Origin of the sequence: Gephyromycinifex aptenodytis, assembly GCF_012277275.1 — a bacterium.
GTDB classification, from domain to species: Bacteria; Actinomycetota; Actinomycetes; order Actinomycetales; family Dermatophilaceae; genus Gephyromycinifex; species Gephyromycinifex aptenodytis.
In genome coordinates, this window is record NZ_CP051155.1 from 307207 (window position 1) to 325971 (window position 18765).

17 protein-coding genes are annotated in these 18765 nt (G+C 66.7%); 16 read left to right on the forward strand and 1 reads right to left on the reverse strand.

What is annotated here, in order from left to right; genetic code table 11:
• Positions 1–50: 50 nt before the first annotated feature.
• From pdxS to G9V96_RS01385, 16 genes are all read left to right on the forward strand, one after another.
• Positions 51–953: a pyridoxal 5'-phosphate synthase lyase subunit PdxS gene (gene pdxS / locus G9V96_RS01310; RefSeq protein WP_168581417.1), complete on the forward strand. Its 903-nt coding sequence runs from the start codon at positions 51–53 to the stop codon at positions 951–953.
• A gap of 119 nt (positions 954–1072) precedes the next feature.
• Complete coding sequence (locus G9V96_RS01315) at positions 1073–1381, forward strand: hypothetical protein (protein ID WP_168581418.1); 309 nt, start codon at positions 1073–1075, stop codon at positions 1379–1381.
• A 116-nt stretch (positions 1382–1497) separates the two neighbouring features.
• Positions 1498–2127: a pyridoxal 5'-phosphate synthase glutaminase subunit PdxT gene (gene pdxT, locus G9V96_RS01320; protein WP_168581419.1), complete on the forward strand. Its 630-nt coding sequence runs from the start codon at positions 1498–1500 to the stop codon at positions 2125–2127.
• A 170-nt stretch (positions 2128–2297) separates the two neighbouring features.
• Positions 2298–3071, forward strand: a complete 774-nt coding sequence (locus G9V96_RS01325; protein ID WP_168581420.1) for a YebC/PmpR family DNA-binding transcriptional regulator — start codon at positions 2298–2300, stop codon at positions 3069–3071.
• A 272-nt stretch (positions 3072–3343) separates the two neighbouring features.
• Positions 3344–4918, forward strand: a complete 1575-nt coding sequence (locus G9V96_RS01330; RefSeq protein ID WP_226913366.1) for a peptide MFS transporter — start codon at positions 3344–3346, stop codon at positions 4916–4918.
• A 98-nt stretch (positions 4919–5016) separates the two neighbouring features.
• The gene (gene ruvC, locus G9V96_RS01335; protein ID WP_168581421.1) at positions 5017–5532 is read left to right on the forward strand and encodes a crossover junction endodeoxyribonuclease RuvC; all 516 of its coding nucleotides are present in this window, start codon (positions 5017–5019) and stop codon (positions 5530–5532) included.
• A gap of 103 nt (positions 5533–5635) precedes the next feature.
• Positions 5636–6259: a Holliday junction branch migration protein RuvA gene (gene ruvA / locus G9V96_RS01340; protein ID WP_168581422.1), complete on the forward strand. Its 624-nt coding sequence runs from the start codon at positions 5636–5638 to the stop codon at positions 6257–6259.
• A gap of 45 nt (positions 6260–6304) precedes the next feature.
• Entirely contained in the window at positions 6305–7447 is a 1143-nt protein-coding gene (gene ruvB / locus G9V96_RS01345) for a Holliday junction branch migration DNA helicase RuvB (protein WP_168581423.1), read from the forward strand.
• A 218-nt stretch (positions 7448–7665) separates the two neighbouring features.
• Positions 7666–8013 (forward strand): preprotein translocase subunit YajC, encoded by a 348-nt coding sequence (gene yajC / locus G9V96_RS01350; protein WP_168581424.1) that lies wholly within the window; start codon positions 7666–7668, stop codon positions 8011–8013.
• 2 nt (positions 8014–8015) lie between these two features.
• Positions 8016–9914 carry a protein translocase subunit SecD gene (gene secD, locus G9V96_RS01355; protein ID WP_226913367.1) on the forward strand — a complete coding sequence of 633 codons (1899 nt, stop codon included), beginning with the start codon at positions 8016–8018 and terminating at the stop codon, positions 9912–9914.
• A complete protein-coding gene (gene secF, locus G9V96_RS01360) occupies positions 9911–11107 on the forward strand; it encodes a protein translocase subunit SecF (protein ID WP_168581425.1) in 1197 nt (398 codons plus the stop codon). The genes secD and secF overlap by 4 nt, the downstream gene beginning before the upstream one ends.
• Positions 11108–11118: 11 nt before the next feature.
• Positions 11119–11649, forward strand: coding sequence for an adenine phosphoribosyltransferase (locus G9V96_RS01365; RefSeq protein WP_168581426.1), 531 nt, complete (start codon positions 11119–11121; stop codon positions 11647–11649).
• Positions 11650–11672: 23 nt separating this feature from the next.
• On the forward strand, positions 11673–14045 hold the full coding sequence (locus tag G9V96_RS01370) for a RelA/SpoT family protein (RefSeq protein WP_168581427.1): 2373 nt from the start codon (positions 11673–11675) through the stop codon (positions 14043–14045).
• 167 nt (positions 14046–14212) lie between these two features.
• Positions 14213–15085, forward strand: coding sequence for an ABC transporter substrate-binding protein (locus G9V96_RS01375; RefSeq protein ID WP_168581428.1), 873 nt, complete (start codon positions 14213–14215; stop codon positions 15083–15085).
• Complete coding sequence (locus G9V96_RS01380; RefSeq protein ID WP_210424438.1) at positions 15082–15957, forward strand: amino acid ABC transporter permease; 876 nt, start codon at positions 15082–15084, stop codon at positions 15955–15957. Before G9V96_RS01375 ends, G9V96_RS01380 begins: the two co-directional genes overlap by 4 nt.
• A complete protein-coding gene (locus tag G9V96_RS01385; RefSeq protein ID WP_319643819.1) occupies positions 15954–16736 on the forward strand; it encodes an amino acid ABC transporter ATP-binding protein in 783 nt (260 codons plus the stop codon). The genes G9V96_RS01380 and G9V96_RS01385 overlap by 4 nt, the downstream gene beginning before the upstream one ends.
• A 150-nt stretch (positions 16737–16886) precedes the next feature.
• Here G9V96_RS01385 and G9V96_RS01390 read toward each other — a convergent pair whose 3' ends face one another.
• Complete coding sequence (locus G9V96_RS01390) at positions 16887–18680, reverse strand: DUF349 domain-containing protein (protein WP_226913368.1); 1794 nt, start codon at positions 18678–18680, stop codon at positions 16887–16889.
• Positions 18681–18765: the final 85 nt, after the last annotated feature.

Here is an 18765-nt window from a genome sequence, read left to right on the forward strand (position 1 = left end):
AGTCAAGGCGCCGGTTTCGTTCTGGCGCCCCGGTGAAAAGAGCCCTCATCGTGTCTGAAAAGAACCCCACGCCCCTCACCGGCACCTCCCGCGTCAAACGCGGCATGGCCGAGATGCTCAAGGGCGGCGTCATCATGGATGTCGTCACCCCCGACCAGGCCAAGATCGCCGAGGACGCGGGCGCCGTGGCCGTCATGGCGCTGGAGCGGGTGCCGGCTGACATTCGGGCCCAGGGCGGCGTCTCGCGGATGAGCGACCCCGACATGATCGACGGGATCATCGAAGCTGTCTCGATTCCCGTCATGGCCAAAGCGCGCATCGGGCACTTCGTCGAGGCGCAGGTGCTGCAGAGCCTCGGCGTGGATTACATCGACGAGTCCGAGGTGCTCACGCCGGCGGACTACGCCAATCACATCGACAAGTGGAAGTTCACCGTGCCCTTCGTGTGCGGGGCGACCAACCTGGGCGAGGCGTTGCGCCGCATCACCGAAGGCGCGGCGATGATCCGTTCCAAAGGTGAGGCCGGCACCGGCGACGTCTCCAACGCCACCATGCACATGCGCAGCATCCGCAGCCAGATCAACCGCCTCTGCTCGATGAGCCCCGACGAGCTGTACGTTGCCGCCAAGGAACTCCAGGCTCCTTACGACCTGGTGTGCGAGGTCGCCCAGGCCGGCAAGCTGCCCGTCGTGCTGTTCACCGCGGGCGGCATCGCCACCCCGGCTGACGCGGCCATGATGATGCAGCTCGGCGCCGAAGGTGTCTTCGTCGGCTCGGGCATCTTCAAGGCCGGCAACCCGGCCCAGCGTGCTGCCGCGATCGTGAAGGCCACCACCTTCTACGACGACCCCGACACCATCGCCTCGGTCTCGCGCGGCCTGGGCGAGGCCATGGTCGGCATCAACGTCGACGAGATCCCCCAGCCGCATCGGCTCTCCGAACGCGGCTGGTGAGGTCGACCCGGCCCGGGACCGAGCCTGGTTCCCTGCCGGTGCGGCCGCCCCGGCAGGCGCAGGCGCAGCCCTGAGGTCAAGGGGCTTTGCGCGAGGGGATTTCGGCCGATGAGGGGGGCATGACCCACGATGCCGAGAAGTACGAGTACCAAGAGCTCATCGTCGGTATCGCCCACCGCCGCTCGGGGCCGGTGAGCTTTCGACGCACCTTGAGCGCGAACGGGCACCAACTGGACGTCGGCGTCAAGGGCAATGCGATGGCGTTGCTCAACGAACAGGGCGTACTGGGATGGCGTGTCGTGCGCGAGTCCGACATCGTGCATCAACAGCACCCGTGGGTCGTGGCCGAACTGCAGGACACCGACGCCGACGTGGTTTCCGTCTCCGGATCGCGCAAATACCTCATGGCGCGACGACTGCCCGACTGACCCGGTCGCGCCGTCCTGAGGCCCTGACCGTGCAACCCGCATCGAGCATCAGGGATCCGGGGTGAGAGTCGCTGATCGCGGAGCCGGTCTGGTCCGACAGCGTCTACGCTTCGGCAGTGACCTCAGCACCCGTGATCGGAGTCCTCGCTGTCCAAGGGGATGCCCGCGAACATCTTCAGGCGCTGGCCGCATGCGGAGCCCGCGCCGAACCGGTCCGTCGCGCAAGTGAACTGACCCGGGTGCAGGGCTTGGTCCTTCCCGGCGGGGAGTCCACCACCATCGACAAACTGCTGCGTGCCTTCGAGCTGGCCGAACCGCTGCGGGAACGCATCAGCGGCGGCCTACCCGTGTACGGATCGTGCGCCGGGATGATCCTGCTGGCCCAACGACTCGTGGACGCCCATCGCGGCCAACAGACCCTCGGCGGTATCGACATGCTCGTGCAGCGCAATGCTTTCGGCCGCCAAGTCGACTCCTTCGAAGCGGACCTGCCGGTGCAGGGCATCGCTGGAACGGCTGATTCGCCCGGCCTCATGCGGGCCGTATTCATCCGCGCCCCGTGGGTGCAAGAGGTCGGCGAGCAGGTTCAGGTGCTGGCTCGGGTGCCCTGCGGCGCGCGACGCGGCGCAATCGTGGCGGTCCGGCAAGGCAACGCCCTGGCCACCGCTTTTCACCCCGAAGTCACCGGCGATCTGCGCGTACACCGCTATTTCGTGGACCTGGTACGCACTGTCGACCGGGGCTGATCGGGCGCCGCGCCCCGCAGGTTTCGGACCTGAGGCGCAGGCTCGGTAGGATCGCTGAGGACCTCGGACACTGCATGCGTTGCTGCGCTTGATTCCTAGCGGCGCCGCCAGCGGTGGGCCGTCGGCCCGCTGGATGCGGGCACACAGAAAACTGCAGGTAGGAGATTGCGATGAGTGGTCACTCCAAGTGGGCGACGACCAAGCACAAGAAGGCTGCGATTGACGCCAAGCGGGGCAAGCTCTTCGCGAAGCTCATCAAGAACATCGAAGTGGCGGCCCGCACGGGCGGCGGCGACATCAACGGCAACCCGACGTTGTTCGACGCGGTGCAGAAGGCGAAGAAGTCCTCCGTACCCAACGACAACATCGATCGCGCCGTCAAACGTGGCTCCGGCGCAGAGGCCGGCGGCGCGGACTGGCAGACGATCATGTACGAGGGCTATGCCCCCGGTGGTGTGGCCGTGCTCATCGAGTGCCTCACCGACAACCGCAACCGCGCCGCGACCGAGGTACGAGTCGCGCTGAGCCGTAACGGCGGCTCGTTGGCCGACCCCGGCAGCGTCGCTTACAACTTCGCCCGCAAGGGCGTCGTCATGGTGCCCAAAGAACAGAAGGACGGCCAGACGAGTGAGGACGCCCTGCTCGAGGTCGTTCTGGACGCAGGGGCTGAAGACGTCGAAGACTACGGTGACAGCTTCCGCATTCTGTCCGAGGCCACCGACTTCGTTGCGGTGCGCACCGCCCTGCAGGAAGCCGGCGTCGATTACGACTCGGCCGAGGCCGAGTTCGTCCCCAACCTGGTAGTCCCCCTGGACGTGGACGGCGCCCGCAAGATGCTGCGAGTCGTGGACGCTCTGGAAGACAGCGACGATGTGCAGAACGTCTACGTCAACGGAGACATGTCCGAAGAGGTCGCCGCCGCGCTGGATGAGGACGAGGACTGATTTCGCGCGGACCGCTGTTGTCCGAACACGTGTAGGAATGCTGGGGTCGCTGCCACGGGCAGCGGCCCCAGCCTTCATTTCCGGGCCGCTTGTCGTCGGTGCGATGTGAAAATCAGCTGATCGCCAGAGTTCGTAAAAGCGGGACATTAGCTATTCCCGGGCGTAGTGTTTCGCCGTGCAGTTGGGCGAATTGCCCGCCTGATGCACCCCTTTACGAGCAGGATGCCAAAACCGCACCCCCCGTTGCAGCCGACAACCAGAAGGAGCGAACTGTGTCCGTCACACACGAGCCGGAGGCGGTCCCGCCAGGATCCCGGCCGAGCAGCCTGGACGACCGGCGCTTTATAGGACACCCAGGCGGGCTGGCATGGATGTTCCAGGTCGAGTTTTGGGAGCGCTTCTCGTATTACGGAATGCGCGCCATCCTGCTCTACTTCATCGTCGACACGATCGCCAACGGTGGTCTTGGCATTGCGCAGAACACCGGTGAAGCGATCCTGGCGACCTACGGGGCGGCCGTCTACCTGCTGGCGATCCCCGGTGGTTACGTAGCGGACCGGATCCTGGGCCCCTGGCACTGCGTGTTCTGGGGCGGCATCGTCATTATGGCCGGCCACATCTGCCTGGCAGTGCCGGCCACCGCTACCGCCTGGGTCGGTATCTGCCTGGTCGCCGTCGGTACCGGCTTCATCAAACCCAACCTTTCGACGATGGTCGGGGCGCTGTATGACCGGGACGACCCTCGTCGCGACGCCGGCTTCCAGATCTTCTACATGTCGATCAACATCGGCGCGTTCCTGTCCCCGTTGCTGGTGGCCTGGCTGAAGAACACCTGGGGCTACCACGCGGGCTTCGCTGCCGCCGCGGTCGGTATGGCTCTGGCGCTAGTCGCCTTCGTCGGTGGTCGCCGCACTTTGAAGGGCATCGGCGCCCAGGTGCCGAACCCGATGAACGCTGCTGAGAAGAAGCGCCTCGGCATCTACCTGGTGGGCATCCTCATCGGTGCCTACGTGCTGTTCCTCATCTTCAATCTCATCGAAGGCAATGCCCCGGCCGCGATCATTGACACCGTCTCGGCGATCTCCATCGGCTCCGCGGTGGCGTACTTCCTCATCATGTTCCGCAGCCCCAAGGTCAACGACGTGGAGCGCTCGCACCTGTGGGCCTACATCCCGTTGTGGATGGGTGGCGCCCTGTTCTTCATGATCTTCGAGCAGGCTGCCGGCAAGATGGCCACGTTCGCGGACAAGAACACTGACTTGACCGTGGGCTCGTTCATGATCCCGCCGGAGTGGTACCAGTCGATCAACCCGGCCGCTATCGTGCTCCTGGCGCCGTTGCTGGGCTGGTACTTCACCCGCCGCGCCGGTCGTTTCCCGCAGACCGCGATGAAGTTCTCCCTGGCGGTGTTCCTCGTCGGGCTGTCGGCGTTGCTGATGGGCTGGGGATTCCAGACGTGGCCCGGCGGTTCCGCCTTGGCTCCGTTCTGGTTCCTGGGCGCGGTCTTCGTGCTGCAGACGGTCGCCGAGCTGTTCATCTCCCCGGTCGGACTGTCCGCTACCACGATGCTTGCCCCGCGCGCCTTCGCCAGCCAAGCGATGGCCCTGTGGCTGCTGACCTCGGCTGCTGGCCAGGGTGTGGCGGCACTGCTGATCAAGGCGATGTCGGACTTCACCGACGCCACCTACTACTACGCCCTGGGCGGCATCACCCTGGTCGTTGCTGTGGTGCTGTTGCTGCTGGTGCCGTGGACGCAGAACAAGATGGCCGACATCGAGGACATGCGCCGCGAAGCGGCTGACGCGGCACGCACCCTTCGGGCGGATCGGTCACGTAAGCGCTCCTGATTGCACATCCCCTTCTCGGGCCCGCGGGTCGCTCCCGCGGGCCCGAGACGCGTCCGCTAGCCTCGCTATCGAACAGGTGTCTGATGGAAGGTGCGGCCATGCGCGTACTCGGGGTCGACCCCGGTCTGACCCGCTGCGGGTTGGGTGTGGTCGAAGGAGGAGTCGGTCAACCTTTGCGGATGATCGCGGTGGGGGTGGCGCGCACCCCCAGCGCCGATCCCACCCCGCAGCGCCTGCTTGCGTTGTCTGATGAGATCGAATCCTGGGTGGCGCACCACCAGCCTGACGCTGTGGCCGTCGAACGGGTCTTCGCCCGTGGCGATGTCAGCACCATCATGGGTACTGCCCAGGCCAGCGCAGTGGCGATGCTGGCGGCCGCGCGCGCGGGCCTGCCGCTGGCGCTGCACACCCCCAGCGAGGTCAAGGCTGCGGTGAGCGGTAACGGCCGTGCGGACAAGGCCCAGGTCACCGCGATGATCACCCGCATCCTGCGTTTGGACACTCCACCCAAGCCGGCAGATGCGGCCGATGCCTTGGCGCTGGCTGTCTGCCACATCTGGCGCGGGGGAGCCCAGGCGCGCATCGAGGCTGCCGTAGCGGCGTCGCGGCGATGACCAGCCGGCTTGCCACGGCTTCGTGCCGGGTTGTCACCGGGATGGGCAAGGATGTGGAGGCGACCAGGACGGCACGGGGCGCAACCGGCTCGGAGGGGAACAGATGATCGCATCCGTAGAAGGAACCGTTCTCGATGTCGGCCTTGATCGGGTCGTCGTTCAGCTCGGCGGGGTGGGCGTGCTCGTCCACACCACACCCGGGACGGCCGCCGCGCAACGCCTCGGCAGCCAGACGATGCTGGCGACCAGCCTCGTCGTGCGCGAGGACTCCCTGACCCTGTACGGCTTCGCCTCCGCCGACGAGCGTTCCGTGTTCGAGATCGTGCAGACGGTCTCCGGTGTGGGACCACGTTTGGCCCTTGCCATGCTGGCGGTGCTGTCACCGGGGGAGGTGGCGGCGGCGGTCAGCGGCGGCGACATCGCGGTGTTGACCCGCGTCCCCGGCATCGGCAAGAAAGGGGCCGAACGGCTCGTCTTGGAACTGCGCGACAAACTCCTGGGTCTTGCTGACTCGCCAGGGCAGTCGCCCACGAACATCGAGACCCCCGCCGCCCAAGGGCCGTGGCGCGATCAGGTCCGCGACGCGCTGGTCGGGCTCGGTTGGAACGCCAAGCAGGCCGAAACCGGGATCGAAGCGGTGCTTTCCCGCGGTGAGGTCGTCAGCGGAGTCGGCGGGCCTGACGTGCCGACGCTGCTCAAAGCGGCACTTCGGGAATTGGGGCGCTGACATGTGGTTCGCAGTTGCGACGCCGCGCAGACGGGAAGAGGCACGATGACTCAGGCCGGTTCCTACGGGGCGCAGGAATATCAGGACGGGTCCATCGATGCCACCGCTCGCATCGTCGACCCGGGCTCGCTGGATGAGGATGATGACGGCCGCGTCGAAGCGGCGCTTCGTCCGCGGCGACTCTCGCAGTTCCCCGGCCAGCCCCGGGTACGGGAACAGTTGGCCCTCATCCTTGAGGCCGCCCGGCGCCGCGGCAGGGTGCCGGACCACATTCTGCTCTCGGGCCCTCCCGGGCTGGGCAAGACGACTCTGGCGATGATTGCGGCCACCGAACTGGAAGCGCCGATCCGGGTCACCAGCGGCCCGGCGATTCAACATGCGGGTGACCTCGCCTCGATCCTGTCGTCGCTCAGCGAAGGCGAGGTGCTCTTCCTGGACGAGATCCACCGGATGAGCCGGGCAGCGGAAGAGATGCTGTATCTGGCGATGGAGGATTTCCGGGTCGATATCGTCGTCGGGAAGGGGCCTGGGGCGACTGCGATCCCGCTGGAGTTGGCGCCCTTCACGGTGATCGGGGCGACCACTCGCGCCGGTCTGTTGCCGGCCCCGCTGCGGGATCGCTTCGGGTTCACCGCGCATCTGGACTATTACGACGTCGAGGACCTGGTCGCCATCGTGACCCGTTCGGCACGTTTGCTGCAGGTGGACTCGGAACCGGCAGGCATCCTGGAGATCGCGCGGCGCTCACGAGGCACACCCCGGATCGCCAACCGGTTGCTGCGCCGAGTGCGCGACTACGCCCAGGTTCACGGGCAGTCGGTGGTCGACCTGGAAGCTGCCCAAGCTGCGCTGAAACTGTTCGACGTGGACGCCCGCGGACTGGACCGTCTCGACCGGGCCGTCCTGGATGCGCTCTGTCGAAGATTTGCCGGTGGCCCCGTCGGGCTGTCGACCTTAGCGGTGGCGGTCGGAGAAGAACCCGACACTGTGGAGACTGTCGCCGAGCCGTATCTGGTGCGCGAAGGATTCATGGTGCGCACCCCCCGCGGTCGGGTCCCCAGCGCCCTGGCCTGGCAGCATCTGGGTTTGGCGGCACCGCCCGGGATGGCGATGTTCGGCGGCGGGCAACTCGACGAAGGTCAGGAGGCGCTGCCGTTGTCGACAGAGACGGGGCGCTTCGCCCCGTGAGTGACCCCAGCTGTCCGGTGCTCGCTGCGCGGGTTTTCGGCCCGGCAAAGGTCAGGAATGGTTCAGGAAAAGCGTGTTCGGCGCGGCTTGTTGGCGTGCATGCCTGAGCGTCACCTAAACTCGAGCGGGTGCCCGGTATGGGCCACGCGACATACGGTGCGGGGGGACGCACCGTAACCGACGCGCACGACGTCACCATCGGTGAGGATGCTGTCTGCATGAACGATTCCATTTTGGGGATGTTTCCCCTGCTGCTGCTCATGGCGCTCATGGTCTGGATGCTTGTATCCCAGCGCCGCCGCCAGCGGGAGGTGTCTTCTATGCAGTCTTCGCTGGCTGTCGGCGACGAAGTGGTGACTGTCGGAGGCGTCATCGGTCGACTCGTCGGCGCCGAGGGTCCCGTCCTCCAGCTGGAAGTCAGCCGTGGCGTCGTTATTCGTATCGACCGGCGCACTGTCTCCGGTCGCACCGCGGACGTGCCGGCGCTGCAGACGCGCGCCCCGGCCGCGGACAGCACTCCCGGGGTCGAGCAGACCGAGTTTCCCGACCTGAACGACAGGAGTTGAACGTGGCGCGCAACCCGCACAACCGGGCGGCGTGGCGATCGTTGAGCGTATTGATGGCCATCGCCTTGGCGATGATCATCGGTCTTGCCTCAGCCGTCACCTGGGCTGGAGCACAGTGGACGGTCAAACTCGGTTTGGACCTGGAAGGCGGCACCCAGATGGTGCTCGCCCCGCAGGTCCGCGAAGGTGAGACCGTCAGCGCTGAACAATTGGCTCAGGCCGTGGACATCATGCGGGCTCGTGTGGATGGTCAAGGCGTAGCCGAGGCCGAAGTCGCCACGTTGGGAAGCAATGTCGTGGTGGCCGTCCCCGGGGCGATGTCCAAGGCGCAGGAAGATGCGCTGCGGCAGTCTTCGCAGATGCGTTTCCGTCCGGTGCTGGCTGAGCTGCCCACTGAAGAGGCGCCCGCGCCGACACCCTCCGGTTCCCCCAGCGCAGCCCCCAGTGGGGCCCCCAGCGGTTCGCCGAATGCTGTTCCCAGCGGTGCGGCCTCGGCTAAGCCGGGTGCGGCCAAGCCAGGCGCGGCCAAGCCGAGTGCGGCTGCCACCCCCACGGCGAACAGGACCAGCGCTAACGGTGTGGCTCCTCAAGCCTTGAAGAAGGCCCCCGTACCCGCCGCCACCGGTGCCCCGACGCCGGCCCCGACCGAGGTGCTCAAGGCGCCCAAGACCAAAGAGGTCGCGCCCGGGCTGGCCGCGCTGACCCCTGAACAGTGGAAAGACCCGAAGAAGCGGGTCGAATACGCCACGAGTGAAGCCTGGCTCTCCGCGCCTCAGTACGTGGAACAGATCATGACGTTGGACTGCAAGTCACAGCAGATCTACAACCCGGCCGAGGAAGACACCACCGTCCCGGCCGCGGTCTGTGACGCGAGCAGGCCGGTGAAGTACCTACTCGGTCCGTCGGTCCTGAACGGTGACCAGCTTGCCGATGCCACCTCCGGCCCGGCGACCAACGACCAGGGCCAGCCCACCGGCGGCTACAAGGTCGATCTGGCCACCACGCCCGAGGCGCGGGATGACTACGGCGCTATCAGTGCTTACATGGTCGGCCTGGACCGGCCGCGTAACCAGCTCGCAGTCGTCCTGGACAACAAGGTCATCTCTGCGCCCTACTTCTCCAACGCAATCCGGGACGGCCGGGCGGAAATCAGCGGTGACTTCACCGTCGAGGAATCCCAGATGCTCGCCGACCAGCTCAAGTTCGGCGCCTTGCCGATCTCGTTCACGGTCCAGAGTGCCGAGCAGATCAGCCCGACCGTGGGTGGCGATCAGCTCCAGAAGGGTCTCATCGCCGGGGCGATCGGATTGTTCCTGGTCGTCCTGTACTCGCTGGCGCAGTACCGCGCACTGGGGCTGGTGACGGTCTCCTCGTTGATCATCGTGGCCATCCTGACCTACCTGGCGCTGACCTTGTTCGGGTGGGGGTACAACCTGCGCTTGACGATGGCTGGGGTCACCGGTGCGATCGTTGCCATCGGAACCACTGCGGACTCCTTCATCGTGTACTTCGAACGTGTCCGAGATGAAGTGCGTGACGGCCGCTCCTTGCCCTCGGCTGTGGAAGCCGGCTGGGATCGCGCCAAACGCACGATCTTGATCTCCGACGGGGTCAACCTGCTTGCAGCCGTCGTGCTGTACGTGTTGGCCGCCAGCAACGTTCGCGGTTTCGCCTTCGTGCTGATTCTGACCACGGTGCTCGACCTCATCGTCGTCTTCCTGTTCACGCATCCGTTGCTGTCGATCCTGTCTCGAACTGACTTCTTCAGCAGCGGCCACCCATGGTCCGGCTTCTCTGCCGAGACCCTCGGGGTTTCCGGAACCCGCTACCGGGGCCGGGGTCGTTTTGCTCGTGACTCCGCAGCTCACGGTCCTGTCCAGCCCGAGGAGAGCCTCGCATGAGCCGCTTCAGCAACTTCGGCAATGACCTGTACACGGGTCGGCGCTCCATCGAGTTCGTCGGCCGCGTCAAGCGCTGGTACCTCATCTCCGCCGTGCTGCTGGCCATCATGGTCGCCGGGCTAATGATGCGGGGGATCAACTTCGGAATCGAGTTCACCGGTGGCTCGGACTTCCGGATCGCCAACGTCGGACAGCTCCCGGACTACGAGTCGCGTGCCGCCAAGGTGGTCACTGACGTCGGTAAGGTCGAAAAGGTGTCGGTCACCCGCGTGGGCGGTGACGACGTGCGCATTCAGACCGAACGATTCGACGACCGTCGGGCTCAGGACGTGCGGGCGGGCCTGGCCAAAGAGTTCAAGGTAACCCCGACCGACGTGCAATCCTCCGTGATCGGCCCCTCCTGGGGCCAGTCGGTCTCCAAGCAGGCGCTGCAGGCTCTGCTGTGGTTCCTGGGACTGGTCTCCATCGTGCTCGCGGTCTACTTCCGCACCTGGAAGATGTCACTGGCGGCACTGGTGGCACTTGCCCACGACATCATCCTCACGGTCGGGATCTATTCCCTGGCCGGTTTCGAAGTCACCCCGGCCTCGATGATCGGCTTCCTGACGATCCTGGGCTACTCGCTGTACGACACGGTCGTCGTGTTCGACAAGGTCCGTGAGAACACCACCGACGCCTTGCGCCGCGGCCACCAGACCTACTCCCAGGCAGCCAACCAGGCCGTCAACCAGACGTTGGTCCGTTCCATCAACACCTCGGTGGTGGCGCTGTTGCCGGTCGCGGCGATCCTCATCGTCGGCGCGACGATCATCGGCCCGGGCACGCTGTTGGACCTGGCGTTGGCGCTGTTCGTGGGCATCATCGTCGGCACGTACAGCTCGATCTTCATCGCCACCCCGATGCTGGCGCAGCTGCGCGAGCGCGAGCCGGCGATGATCAAGCTGCGCCAGCGAGTGGAACGGCACCAGGCCGTCCAGCCCCAGGTCGCCGCGCCGGTGGCCGCCGGCGCGAAGCGTGGGGGAGTCGCAGCAACCGGCGGTGCCACCGCTTTCCAGCCCGGTGCACGCACCGGCTCGGCCGGCCTCGCCGATGGTCCCAGTCAGGAGCGGACGCTCTCCGGGCGCCCCGTACATCCTTACGCCCAACGAGGTCCGCGCAACCAGCCCAAGCGCCCACCCAGGTCCAAGCGGTAGATTCAACCATCGTGCCTCAAAGTCAACTCGCCGAACTCGTTTCCTCTCGTCTGCGCGACATCCCGGACTTTCCTAAACCGGGGGTCTCCTTCAAGGACTTCACGCCGCTGTTGGCCGACCACGTCGCATTCTCGGCCGTGGTCGACGACGCAGTCGCCCGCTTCTCGGGGCGGGTGGACGCGGTGGTCGGTATCGAAGCCCGCGGCTTCATGATGGGGGCCGCCACGGCCTACGCGATGGGCGTGGGGTTCGTTCCCATCCGTAAGGCGGGCAAGCTGCCCTCCCGGGTCCACGCGGCCAGCTACGCCCTGGAGTACGGGCAGGCCACCATCGAGATCCACGCGGATGCGTTCGTTCCCGGAACCCGGGTACTGATCATGGACGATGTGCTCGCCACCGGGGGGACCGCGGCTGCGGCCTGCGACCTGGTCGAGCGGCTGGGCGGCACCGTCGTCGGTGTCGACGTCGTCGTGGAGATCGCGGCATTGGGCGGCCGCGCCGCGTTGAACGGACGCGAGTTGGCGTCGGTCCTGGTCCTGTAGCCGCTGAGACCTACACTTTCTGCATGACTGACACCTCAGGGTCGACCACAGCCAGCGAGCGTCCCGCCGCAGCTGGCGGCCCTGAGGGCGCTACGGCTGCTCCTACGACGACCGGCTCGTCGTCCTCGCTGCGCGCCCGTATCGCGCGGCTGGGCTCTCGCCACCACGCCCACCCGGTTCTGGAGCCGTTGCTACGCACCGTGCGGGCCACCCACCCCAAAGCGGATGTCTCGGTCATCGAACGCGCCTACGAGGTGGCTGAGCGCTCCCACGAAGGCCAGGAGCGGGCGAACGGCGACCCCTACATCACGCATCCGTTGGCGGTGACAACGATCCTGGCCGAGCTCGGGATGACACCGGTGACGCTGGCGGCCGCGTTGTTGCACGACACGGTCGAGGACACCTCGTACTCCCTGGACGACCTGCGCGCAGAGTTCGGCGAAGAGATCGCGATGCTCGTCGATGGCGTCACCAAACTGGACAAGGTGCGCTACGGCGACGCGGCCCAGGCCGAGACTGTGCGCAAGATGGTCATCGCCATGGCCCGCGACATCCGGGTTCTGGTCATCAAGCTCGCCGACCGGCTGCATAACGCCCGGACCTGGCGTTATGTCTCACGCTCCTCCGCCGAGAAAAAGGCCCGCGAGACGCTGGAGATCTACGCGCCGCTTGCTCACCGGCTGGGCATGAACACCATCAAATGGGAACTCGAGGACCTGGCGTTCGCCACGCTGTACCCCAAGGTGTACGACGAGATCGTGCGGATGGTGGCGGAGCGGGCCCCGGCCCGTGAGGAATACCTGGCCAGCGTCAAGGACCAGGTGGCTGAGGACCTGCGGGTCTCGCGGATCGCCGCGACCGTGACGGGGCGCCCCAAGCACTACTACTCCGTGTACCAGAAGATAGTCGTGCGCGGCCGGGACTTCGAAGACATCTACGACCTCGTGGCCGTGCGGGTGCTGGTGGAGACGGTGCGCGACTGCTACGCGGCACTGGGGGCGATGCATGCCCGATGGAAGCCGATGCCGGGGCGGTTCAAGGACTACATCGCGATGCCCAAGTTCAACATGTACCAGTCGTTGCACACGACGGTGATCGGGCCTGAAGGCAAACCGGTGGAGATCCAGATCCGCACCCACACCATGCACCGCCGGGCCGAATACGGCGTGGCTGCGCATTGGAAGTACAAGGAAGTCAGCGGGACGGTCGCTGCAGGCACCCCCCAGCCGGGGGATGCCCCCGGCGATTCGATGACCGACATGGCCTGGCTGCGTCAGTTGCTTGACTGGCAGCGGGAGACGGCCGACCCGGGCGAGTTCCTGGACTCCCTGCGGTATGAGATCAACGCTCGCGAGGTGTACGTCTTCACGCCCAAGGGCGGTGTGATTGCGCTGCCCTTGGGTTCGACCCCGGTCGACTTCGCCTACGCCGTGCACACCGAGGTCGGCCACCACTGCATCGGTGGGCGGGTCAACGGGCGACTGGTCCCGTTGGAGAGCCAGCTGGAGAACGGCGACGTCGTCGAGATCCTCACCAGCAAGACCGACGGCGCCGGGCCTTCCCAGGACTGGCTGACGTTCGTGAAGTCGCCGCGGGCCCGCAACAAGATCCGGCAGTGGTTCTCCAAGGAGCGCCGCGAGGAAGCGATCGAGCAGGGCAAGACTGCGATCGCGCAGGCGATGAAGAAGCGCAACCTGCCACTGCAACGCCTCATCACGGCCGAAACGCTGCAAACCCTGGCCAGCGAGCTACGTTTTGCCGACATCGACGCGCTGTATGCCGCAGTCGGTCAGAACACCGTCTCGGCGCAGAGCATCGTGGAGCGGGTCGTGGCCACGCACGGCGGCGAGGACGGCGCCGAAGAGGACCTCGCTGAGGCGACGCTGCCCGGCTTCGCCCCGCAGCGGCGCACCCGAGGCAGCGCCACCGATCCCGGCGTGGTGGTCAAGGGCGTCTCGAACGTCTACACCCGGTTGGCGCGTTGCTGCGCTCCCATGCCCCCGGACGAGATCATCGGCTTCACCACCCGGGGCACCGGCGTCTCGGTGCACCGGACGGACTGCACCAACGTGGACGGGTTGCAAGGCCACCCCGAACGAATCATCGAGGTTGAGTGGGCACCCTCGGCTTCCAGCCTGTTCCTGGTGCAACTGCAGGTGGAGGCGTTGGACCGCAGCAGGTTGCTGTCCGATGTCACCCGAGTGCTCTCGGATCACCACGTGAACATCCTGTCGGCCTCGGTGAAGACCTCACGAGATCGCGTGGCACAGTCCAAGTTCCAGTTCGAGATGGGCGACCCGGGTCACCTGGACCACGTGATCAAGGCGGTGCGCCGCATCGACGGCGTCTTCGACGTGTACCGCACCACGGGAGGTAAGGCAGACCGCAGGCTCTGACCGTGCGACCCGGGTAGGGGGACAAGCCGCCCACTCGGGTGTGGCGGGCAGACCGGAGCGCTCCGGCTCTGCAGTAGGGTGGTGCCCCTCCGGGACGCCCCCCGGAGAATCCCGCCGCGGGGGCCGTGCACCTACGACGCGCCCTCACTGTCTTGTGGAGTGCGCTCATGGGTTCGCGTCGCTTTCTTCTCACCGCTCTGGCTGCTGGCGTCACCCTGATCGGCGGCTGCTCAGCGCCCGTCGAGGAGGCAGGCGCCCCCGAGACGCCTTCGGCGCTCACCTCCGGCGCGGACTGCGCCAAGGAGTCTCTAAAGCTGGTCAAACCCGGGCGGATGACGATCGGTACCGACAAACCCGCCTACCCGCCGTGGTTCGTCGATGACGACCCTGCCAACGGCAAGGGCTACGAATCGGCCGTGGGTTACGCCGTGGCTGAACAGCTCGGCTTCGAAAAGTCTGAGGTCGACTGGGTGGCAGTGCCCTTCAACTCCGCGGTCGCCCCGGGGCCCAAGAGCTTCGACCTGGATCTGAACCAGATCTCCATCAATGACGAGCGACGTCAGGCGGTGGACTTCTCCTCCGGCTACTACGACGTACGTCAGGCCGTGGTGACCTACTCCGGCTCGCCCATCGCGCAGAAGAAACAGGTTTCGGAGTTGAGCGGTGCCAAGCTCGGCGCCCAGGTTGGCACCACCTCCTACAACGCCATCACCGAGCAGATCAAACCCACTACGGCCCCGGCTGTCTTCGACAGCAACGACCTGGCCGTGCAGGCGCTGAAGAACAAACAGATCGATGGCGTGGTCGTGGATCTACCGACGGCGTTCTACATGATCGGCGCCCAACTCGACAACGGCGTCATCGTGGGCCAGCTGCCCGCCAGCGGCGGCGACACCGAGCAGCTCGGTGCCGTGCTCGACAAGGGTTCCTCGTTGACTGCGTGCGTCTCCGCTGCGGTGGACGCGTTGCGCGAGGATGGCACGCTTTCCAAGCTGGAGCAGCAGTGGCTTCAGGGCCAGGGCGCTCCCGAACTACGGTGAGTAGCCAGACGGCGCACACTCGTGCGCGGGAATGGTCACCTTCGCAGCATGAGCAGCGGCGCGCGGCGTACCGCAAGTCCAAGGCGAGGCGCTCGGTCCTGCTGTCGGCGCTGAGTACGCTGGCCTTCGCTGCGCTGGTCTCCTGGCTCCTAGTGAGTTCACCCGGCTGGCCCCGGGTTCGCTGGACGTACTTCAACTGGGACAAGGCCGTCGAGTCCTTCCCGGCTGTGTTGGCGGGGCTGTGGCTCAACGTGCGCATCATGGTGGTCTGCGGGGCGATCATCGCCGTGCTGGGCCTGCTGGTGGCAGTCGCGCGCACCCTGCGCGGACCCGTCTTCTTCCCGTTGCGTCTGGCGGCCACGATCTACGTCGATCTCTTCCGTGGCCTGCCCTTGATCCTGGTGTTGCTGCTGCTGGGCTACGGCGCGCCCGCCTTGCGGTTGCAGGGTCTACCGACAAGCTTCCTGTTCTGGGGCTGCGTGGCGTTGGTGCTCTCCTACACCGCCTACGTCGCTGAGGTGTTCCGGGCCGGGATCGAGTCGGTGCACCCCTCCCAGCGCGCCGCGGCCCGCTCCCTGGGCCTCACCCACGGGCAGACGCTGCGCTTCGTGGTGTTGCCGCAGGCGGTGCGCCGGGTGATGCCTCCGCTGATGAACGACCTGGTCTCGCTGCAGAAGGACTCCGGTCTGATCTCCATCCTGGGTGTCGTCGATGCGGTGCGGGCCGCGCAGATCGAGACGGCATCCGATTTCAACTACACCCCGTACGTGGTGGCAGGGGTGTTGTTCATCTGTTTGACGATCCCGATGGCCCGCTTCACCGATTGGATGGGGCGTCGCCAGGGGTTCCACGGCGCCGGAGGCATGGTGTGACGAGCCAAGACATCGAAGCTGTGGCCGCGTCCGGCCCGGCCCGGCAGGCCGAGGGGCCGCTGCTGTCTCTGCAGGGTGTGCGGTGCTCCTTCGATGAGCATGTGGTCCTGCACGACATCGACCTGGACGTGGCAGCGGGGGAGTGCGTGGTGCTCATCGGCCGCTCCGGCTCCGGCAAATCGACACTGTTGCGCTGCATCAACCTGCTGGAGCAGGTCGACGACGGCATCATCACCTTGCAGGGCGAGGAGATCACCGACCCTCGGGCGCGGGTGGATGACGTGCGCTCCAAGATCGGTTTGGTCTTCCAGGCCTACAACTTGTTCCCGCACCTGTCGGTGCTGGACAACGTCACCTTGGCGCCGCGCCGGGTGCACGGGGTCCCGGCTGCCACTGCGCGCAAGCGCGCCATGGAGATGCTGGACCGGGTGGGTTTGGCCGACAAGGCCCACGCTCGCCCGGATGAACTCTCCGGCGGCCAGCAGCAGCGGGCGGCGATCGCGCGGGCGCTGGTCAACGACCCGGTGCTGATGCTGCTGGACGAAGTGACCTCAGCCCTGGACCCGGAGCTGGTCGGGGAGGTTCTCGACCTGCTGCGGGAGTTGTCCGCTGAGGGTATGACGATGATCCTGTCCACCCACGAGATGAGTTTCGCGCGGCAGGTGGCCAACACGGTCGCTTACCTGGACGGCGGAGTGATCGTGGAATCGGGACCTCCGCAGCAGATCTTCGATGCCCCGCGCACCGAAGCGACGCGACAGTTCCTTTCCCGGCTCTGAAAGCAGCGCGGCAGCCAGGAACCAGCACCGAGCAACCGGCACTGAGCGCAGCTGGTGCCGTGGAGCTGGTGCGGATACAGACCGGGCCAGCTACGCCAGCGGGGGCGTCCCGCATTTGCGGAACGCCCCCGAGAAGCAACGGATGAGTCCTCAGCCGCCGAATTCTTCGAGGCCGGCGCGTGCCTGCGCCAACCACGCCTCGCGGGCCTCCAAGGCTTCGCGGGCCTTGGCGATGGCTCGCTCATTGCCCTTCTCCTGCGCCTTGGCCAGATCCTCGCGCAGACCCGCTACGGCAGCTTCGAGCTGGGTGGCGAGGCTACGTGCGCGGGCGACGACCTCAGGGTCACTCTTCTTCCACTTGCGATCTTCGGCGTCCCGAACGGACTGTTCGATTCGGCGCATGCCCTTCTCGACCCGTTCCATATCGGAGCGGGGCACCTTCCCGGCAGCGTCCCATTTCTCCTGCAGCGCGCGCAGGGCCTTCTTGGCGGCCTCCAGGTCGGTCATCGAAATGATGGCCTGGCCTTCGGCCAGCAGCTGCTCCTTGACGGCCAGGTTGGCCGTGAACTCTTCGTTCTCGGCAGCGACCACGGCGTCCTTGGCGGCGAAGAAACGGTCCTGCGCAGCCTTGAATCGCTCCCACAAGGCGTCATCGTCGGCGCGCGCCGCGCGACCTGCTTGGCGCCATCGATCCATCAAGCGTTTGAACGCCCCTGCAGTGGCGCCCCAGTCGTCGCTGTCGGCAAGCTGCTCTGCCTCGGCGACCAGTTCTTCCTTGGCAGCCTTGGCCTCGGCCTGGCTGTGCCCGAGCTGAGCGAAGTGCACGCGGCGCATCTTGTCGAAAGAGTTGCGGGCGGCCGAGAGTCGGTGCCACAGTGCCTGCTCGCTGTCGCGCTCAAGCTTCGGCCCCTCGCGCTGGGCGGCCTTCCACTCATCCAGCAGGGCACGCATGCGCCCGCTGCTGGCCTTCCACTGCACCTTCTGTTCCGGCTGCGCAGCGATGGTCTCGGCCTCGCTGACGATCCGCTCCCGTTTGGCAAGCGCCTCCTCGCGCGCAGCAGCCCGGGCGGTGGCCTCGGTGGCGCGTCGCTGCTCAACGGCGGCAGCAATCGAATCGACCTTGGCTTGCAAGGCGGCCAGGTCGCCGACGGCGCGCAGGTCGGCCAGCGTCTCGCGCAGCCGGGTCAGGCCCTCGGTGGCGTCTTTTGCGGACAGATCGGTCTGAGTGACGCGCTGGTGCAGCAGCTCGGCTAGCGCGACGACCTCATCGAACTTGCGGGCGAAGTAGCCGAGAGCTTCTTCAGGGCTGGCGCCCGGATAGGAACCGACTTCGCGTTCCCCCTCGGGGGTGCGCACGAAGACCGTGCCGTCCTCGGCGACCCGGCCGAACGCTGCAGCTCCGCTGGTGGAGGGGGCTACCGCCGGGGGGACCGGCGTCGGGGTGGCTGCCGCGCTGGGCACCGACGCCGGGGAGGGCGCGGCCAACTGTGCTGGTGAGGGAACCGGCGCCGGCGCGCGCTGTTGCGCGGCAGCAGGCATCCCGCCCGGGGAGGGAACGGTGCGCGCAGCGGCGATCTGTGGCGCGGGGTCGTCTGCATCCGGCGAGCCGGGGGCTGCCGTCACGTTCTGGTCCTGGTCCTGGTCTTGAGCCTGGTCCTGTGGCTGTTCCTCGGAGCTGGGCTCGCTACTCAGCGCGGCGGCCGCCGCATCGGTGTGGGCGCCCTGAGGGTCACCTGCCAGGATTGTCGGGGAGGGGGCTGTCGCCGCTGCTGCCGCCGCATCCTGGACCGGGCCGGGGTTTTCCCCTTGTTGGGGCAGGAGCTCACCGTTCACCTCAGGAGAAGACTGCGCCTCGCCAGCCACGTTCAACTCTGGCGGTTCCGGGGTCTGCTCGGTAGGGGGAGCGTGCTGCGGATCCTGCGGGGTGGGGGTGTGCTCAGACACAGCGTTGGCCTTCGTGTCGGGGGACACCGACCGGGTTTCTCTCGTCCAGCGAGGGATTCCGGCCGGTTCTGTCAGGGTGCCGTCC

Coding starts and splice junctions, on each gene's coding strand:
- G9V96_RS01375 (WP_168581428.1), top strand. CDS start 14,213: ATGGGTTCGCGTCGCTTTCTTCTCACCGCTCTGGCTGCTGGCGTCACC.
- yajC (WP_168581424.1), top strand. CDS start 7,666: ATGAACGATTCCATTTTGGGGATGTTTCCCCTGCTGCTGCTCATGGCG.
- G9V96_RS01315 (WP_168581418.1), top strand. CDS start 1,073: ATGACCCACGATGCCGAGAAGTACGAGTACCAAGAGCTCATCGTCGGT.
- ruvA (WP_168581422.1), top strand. CDS start 5,636: ATGATCGCATCCGTAGAAGGAACCGTTCTCGATGTCGGCCTTGATCGG.
- ruvC (WP_168581421.1), top strand. CDS start 5,017: ATGCGCGTACTCGGGGTCGACCCCGGTCTGACCCGCTGCGGGTTGGGT.
- G9V96_RS01325 (WP_168581420.1), top strand. CDS start 2,298: ATGAGTGGTCACTCCAAGTGGGCGACGACCAAGCACAAGAAGGCTGCG.
- secF (WP_168581425.1), top strand. CDS start 9,911: ATGAGCCGCTTCAGCAACTTCGGCAATGACCTGTACACGGGTCGGCGC.
- G9V96_RS01370 (WP_168581427.1), top strand. CDS start 11,673: ATGACTGACACCTCAGGGTCGACCACAGCCAGCGAGCGTCCCGCCGCA.
- ruvB (WP_168581423.1), top strand. CDS start 6,305: ATGACTCAGGCCGGTTCCTACGGGGCGCAGGAATATCAGGACGGGTCC.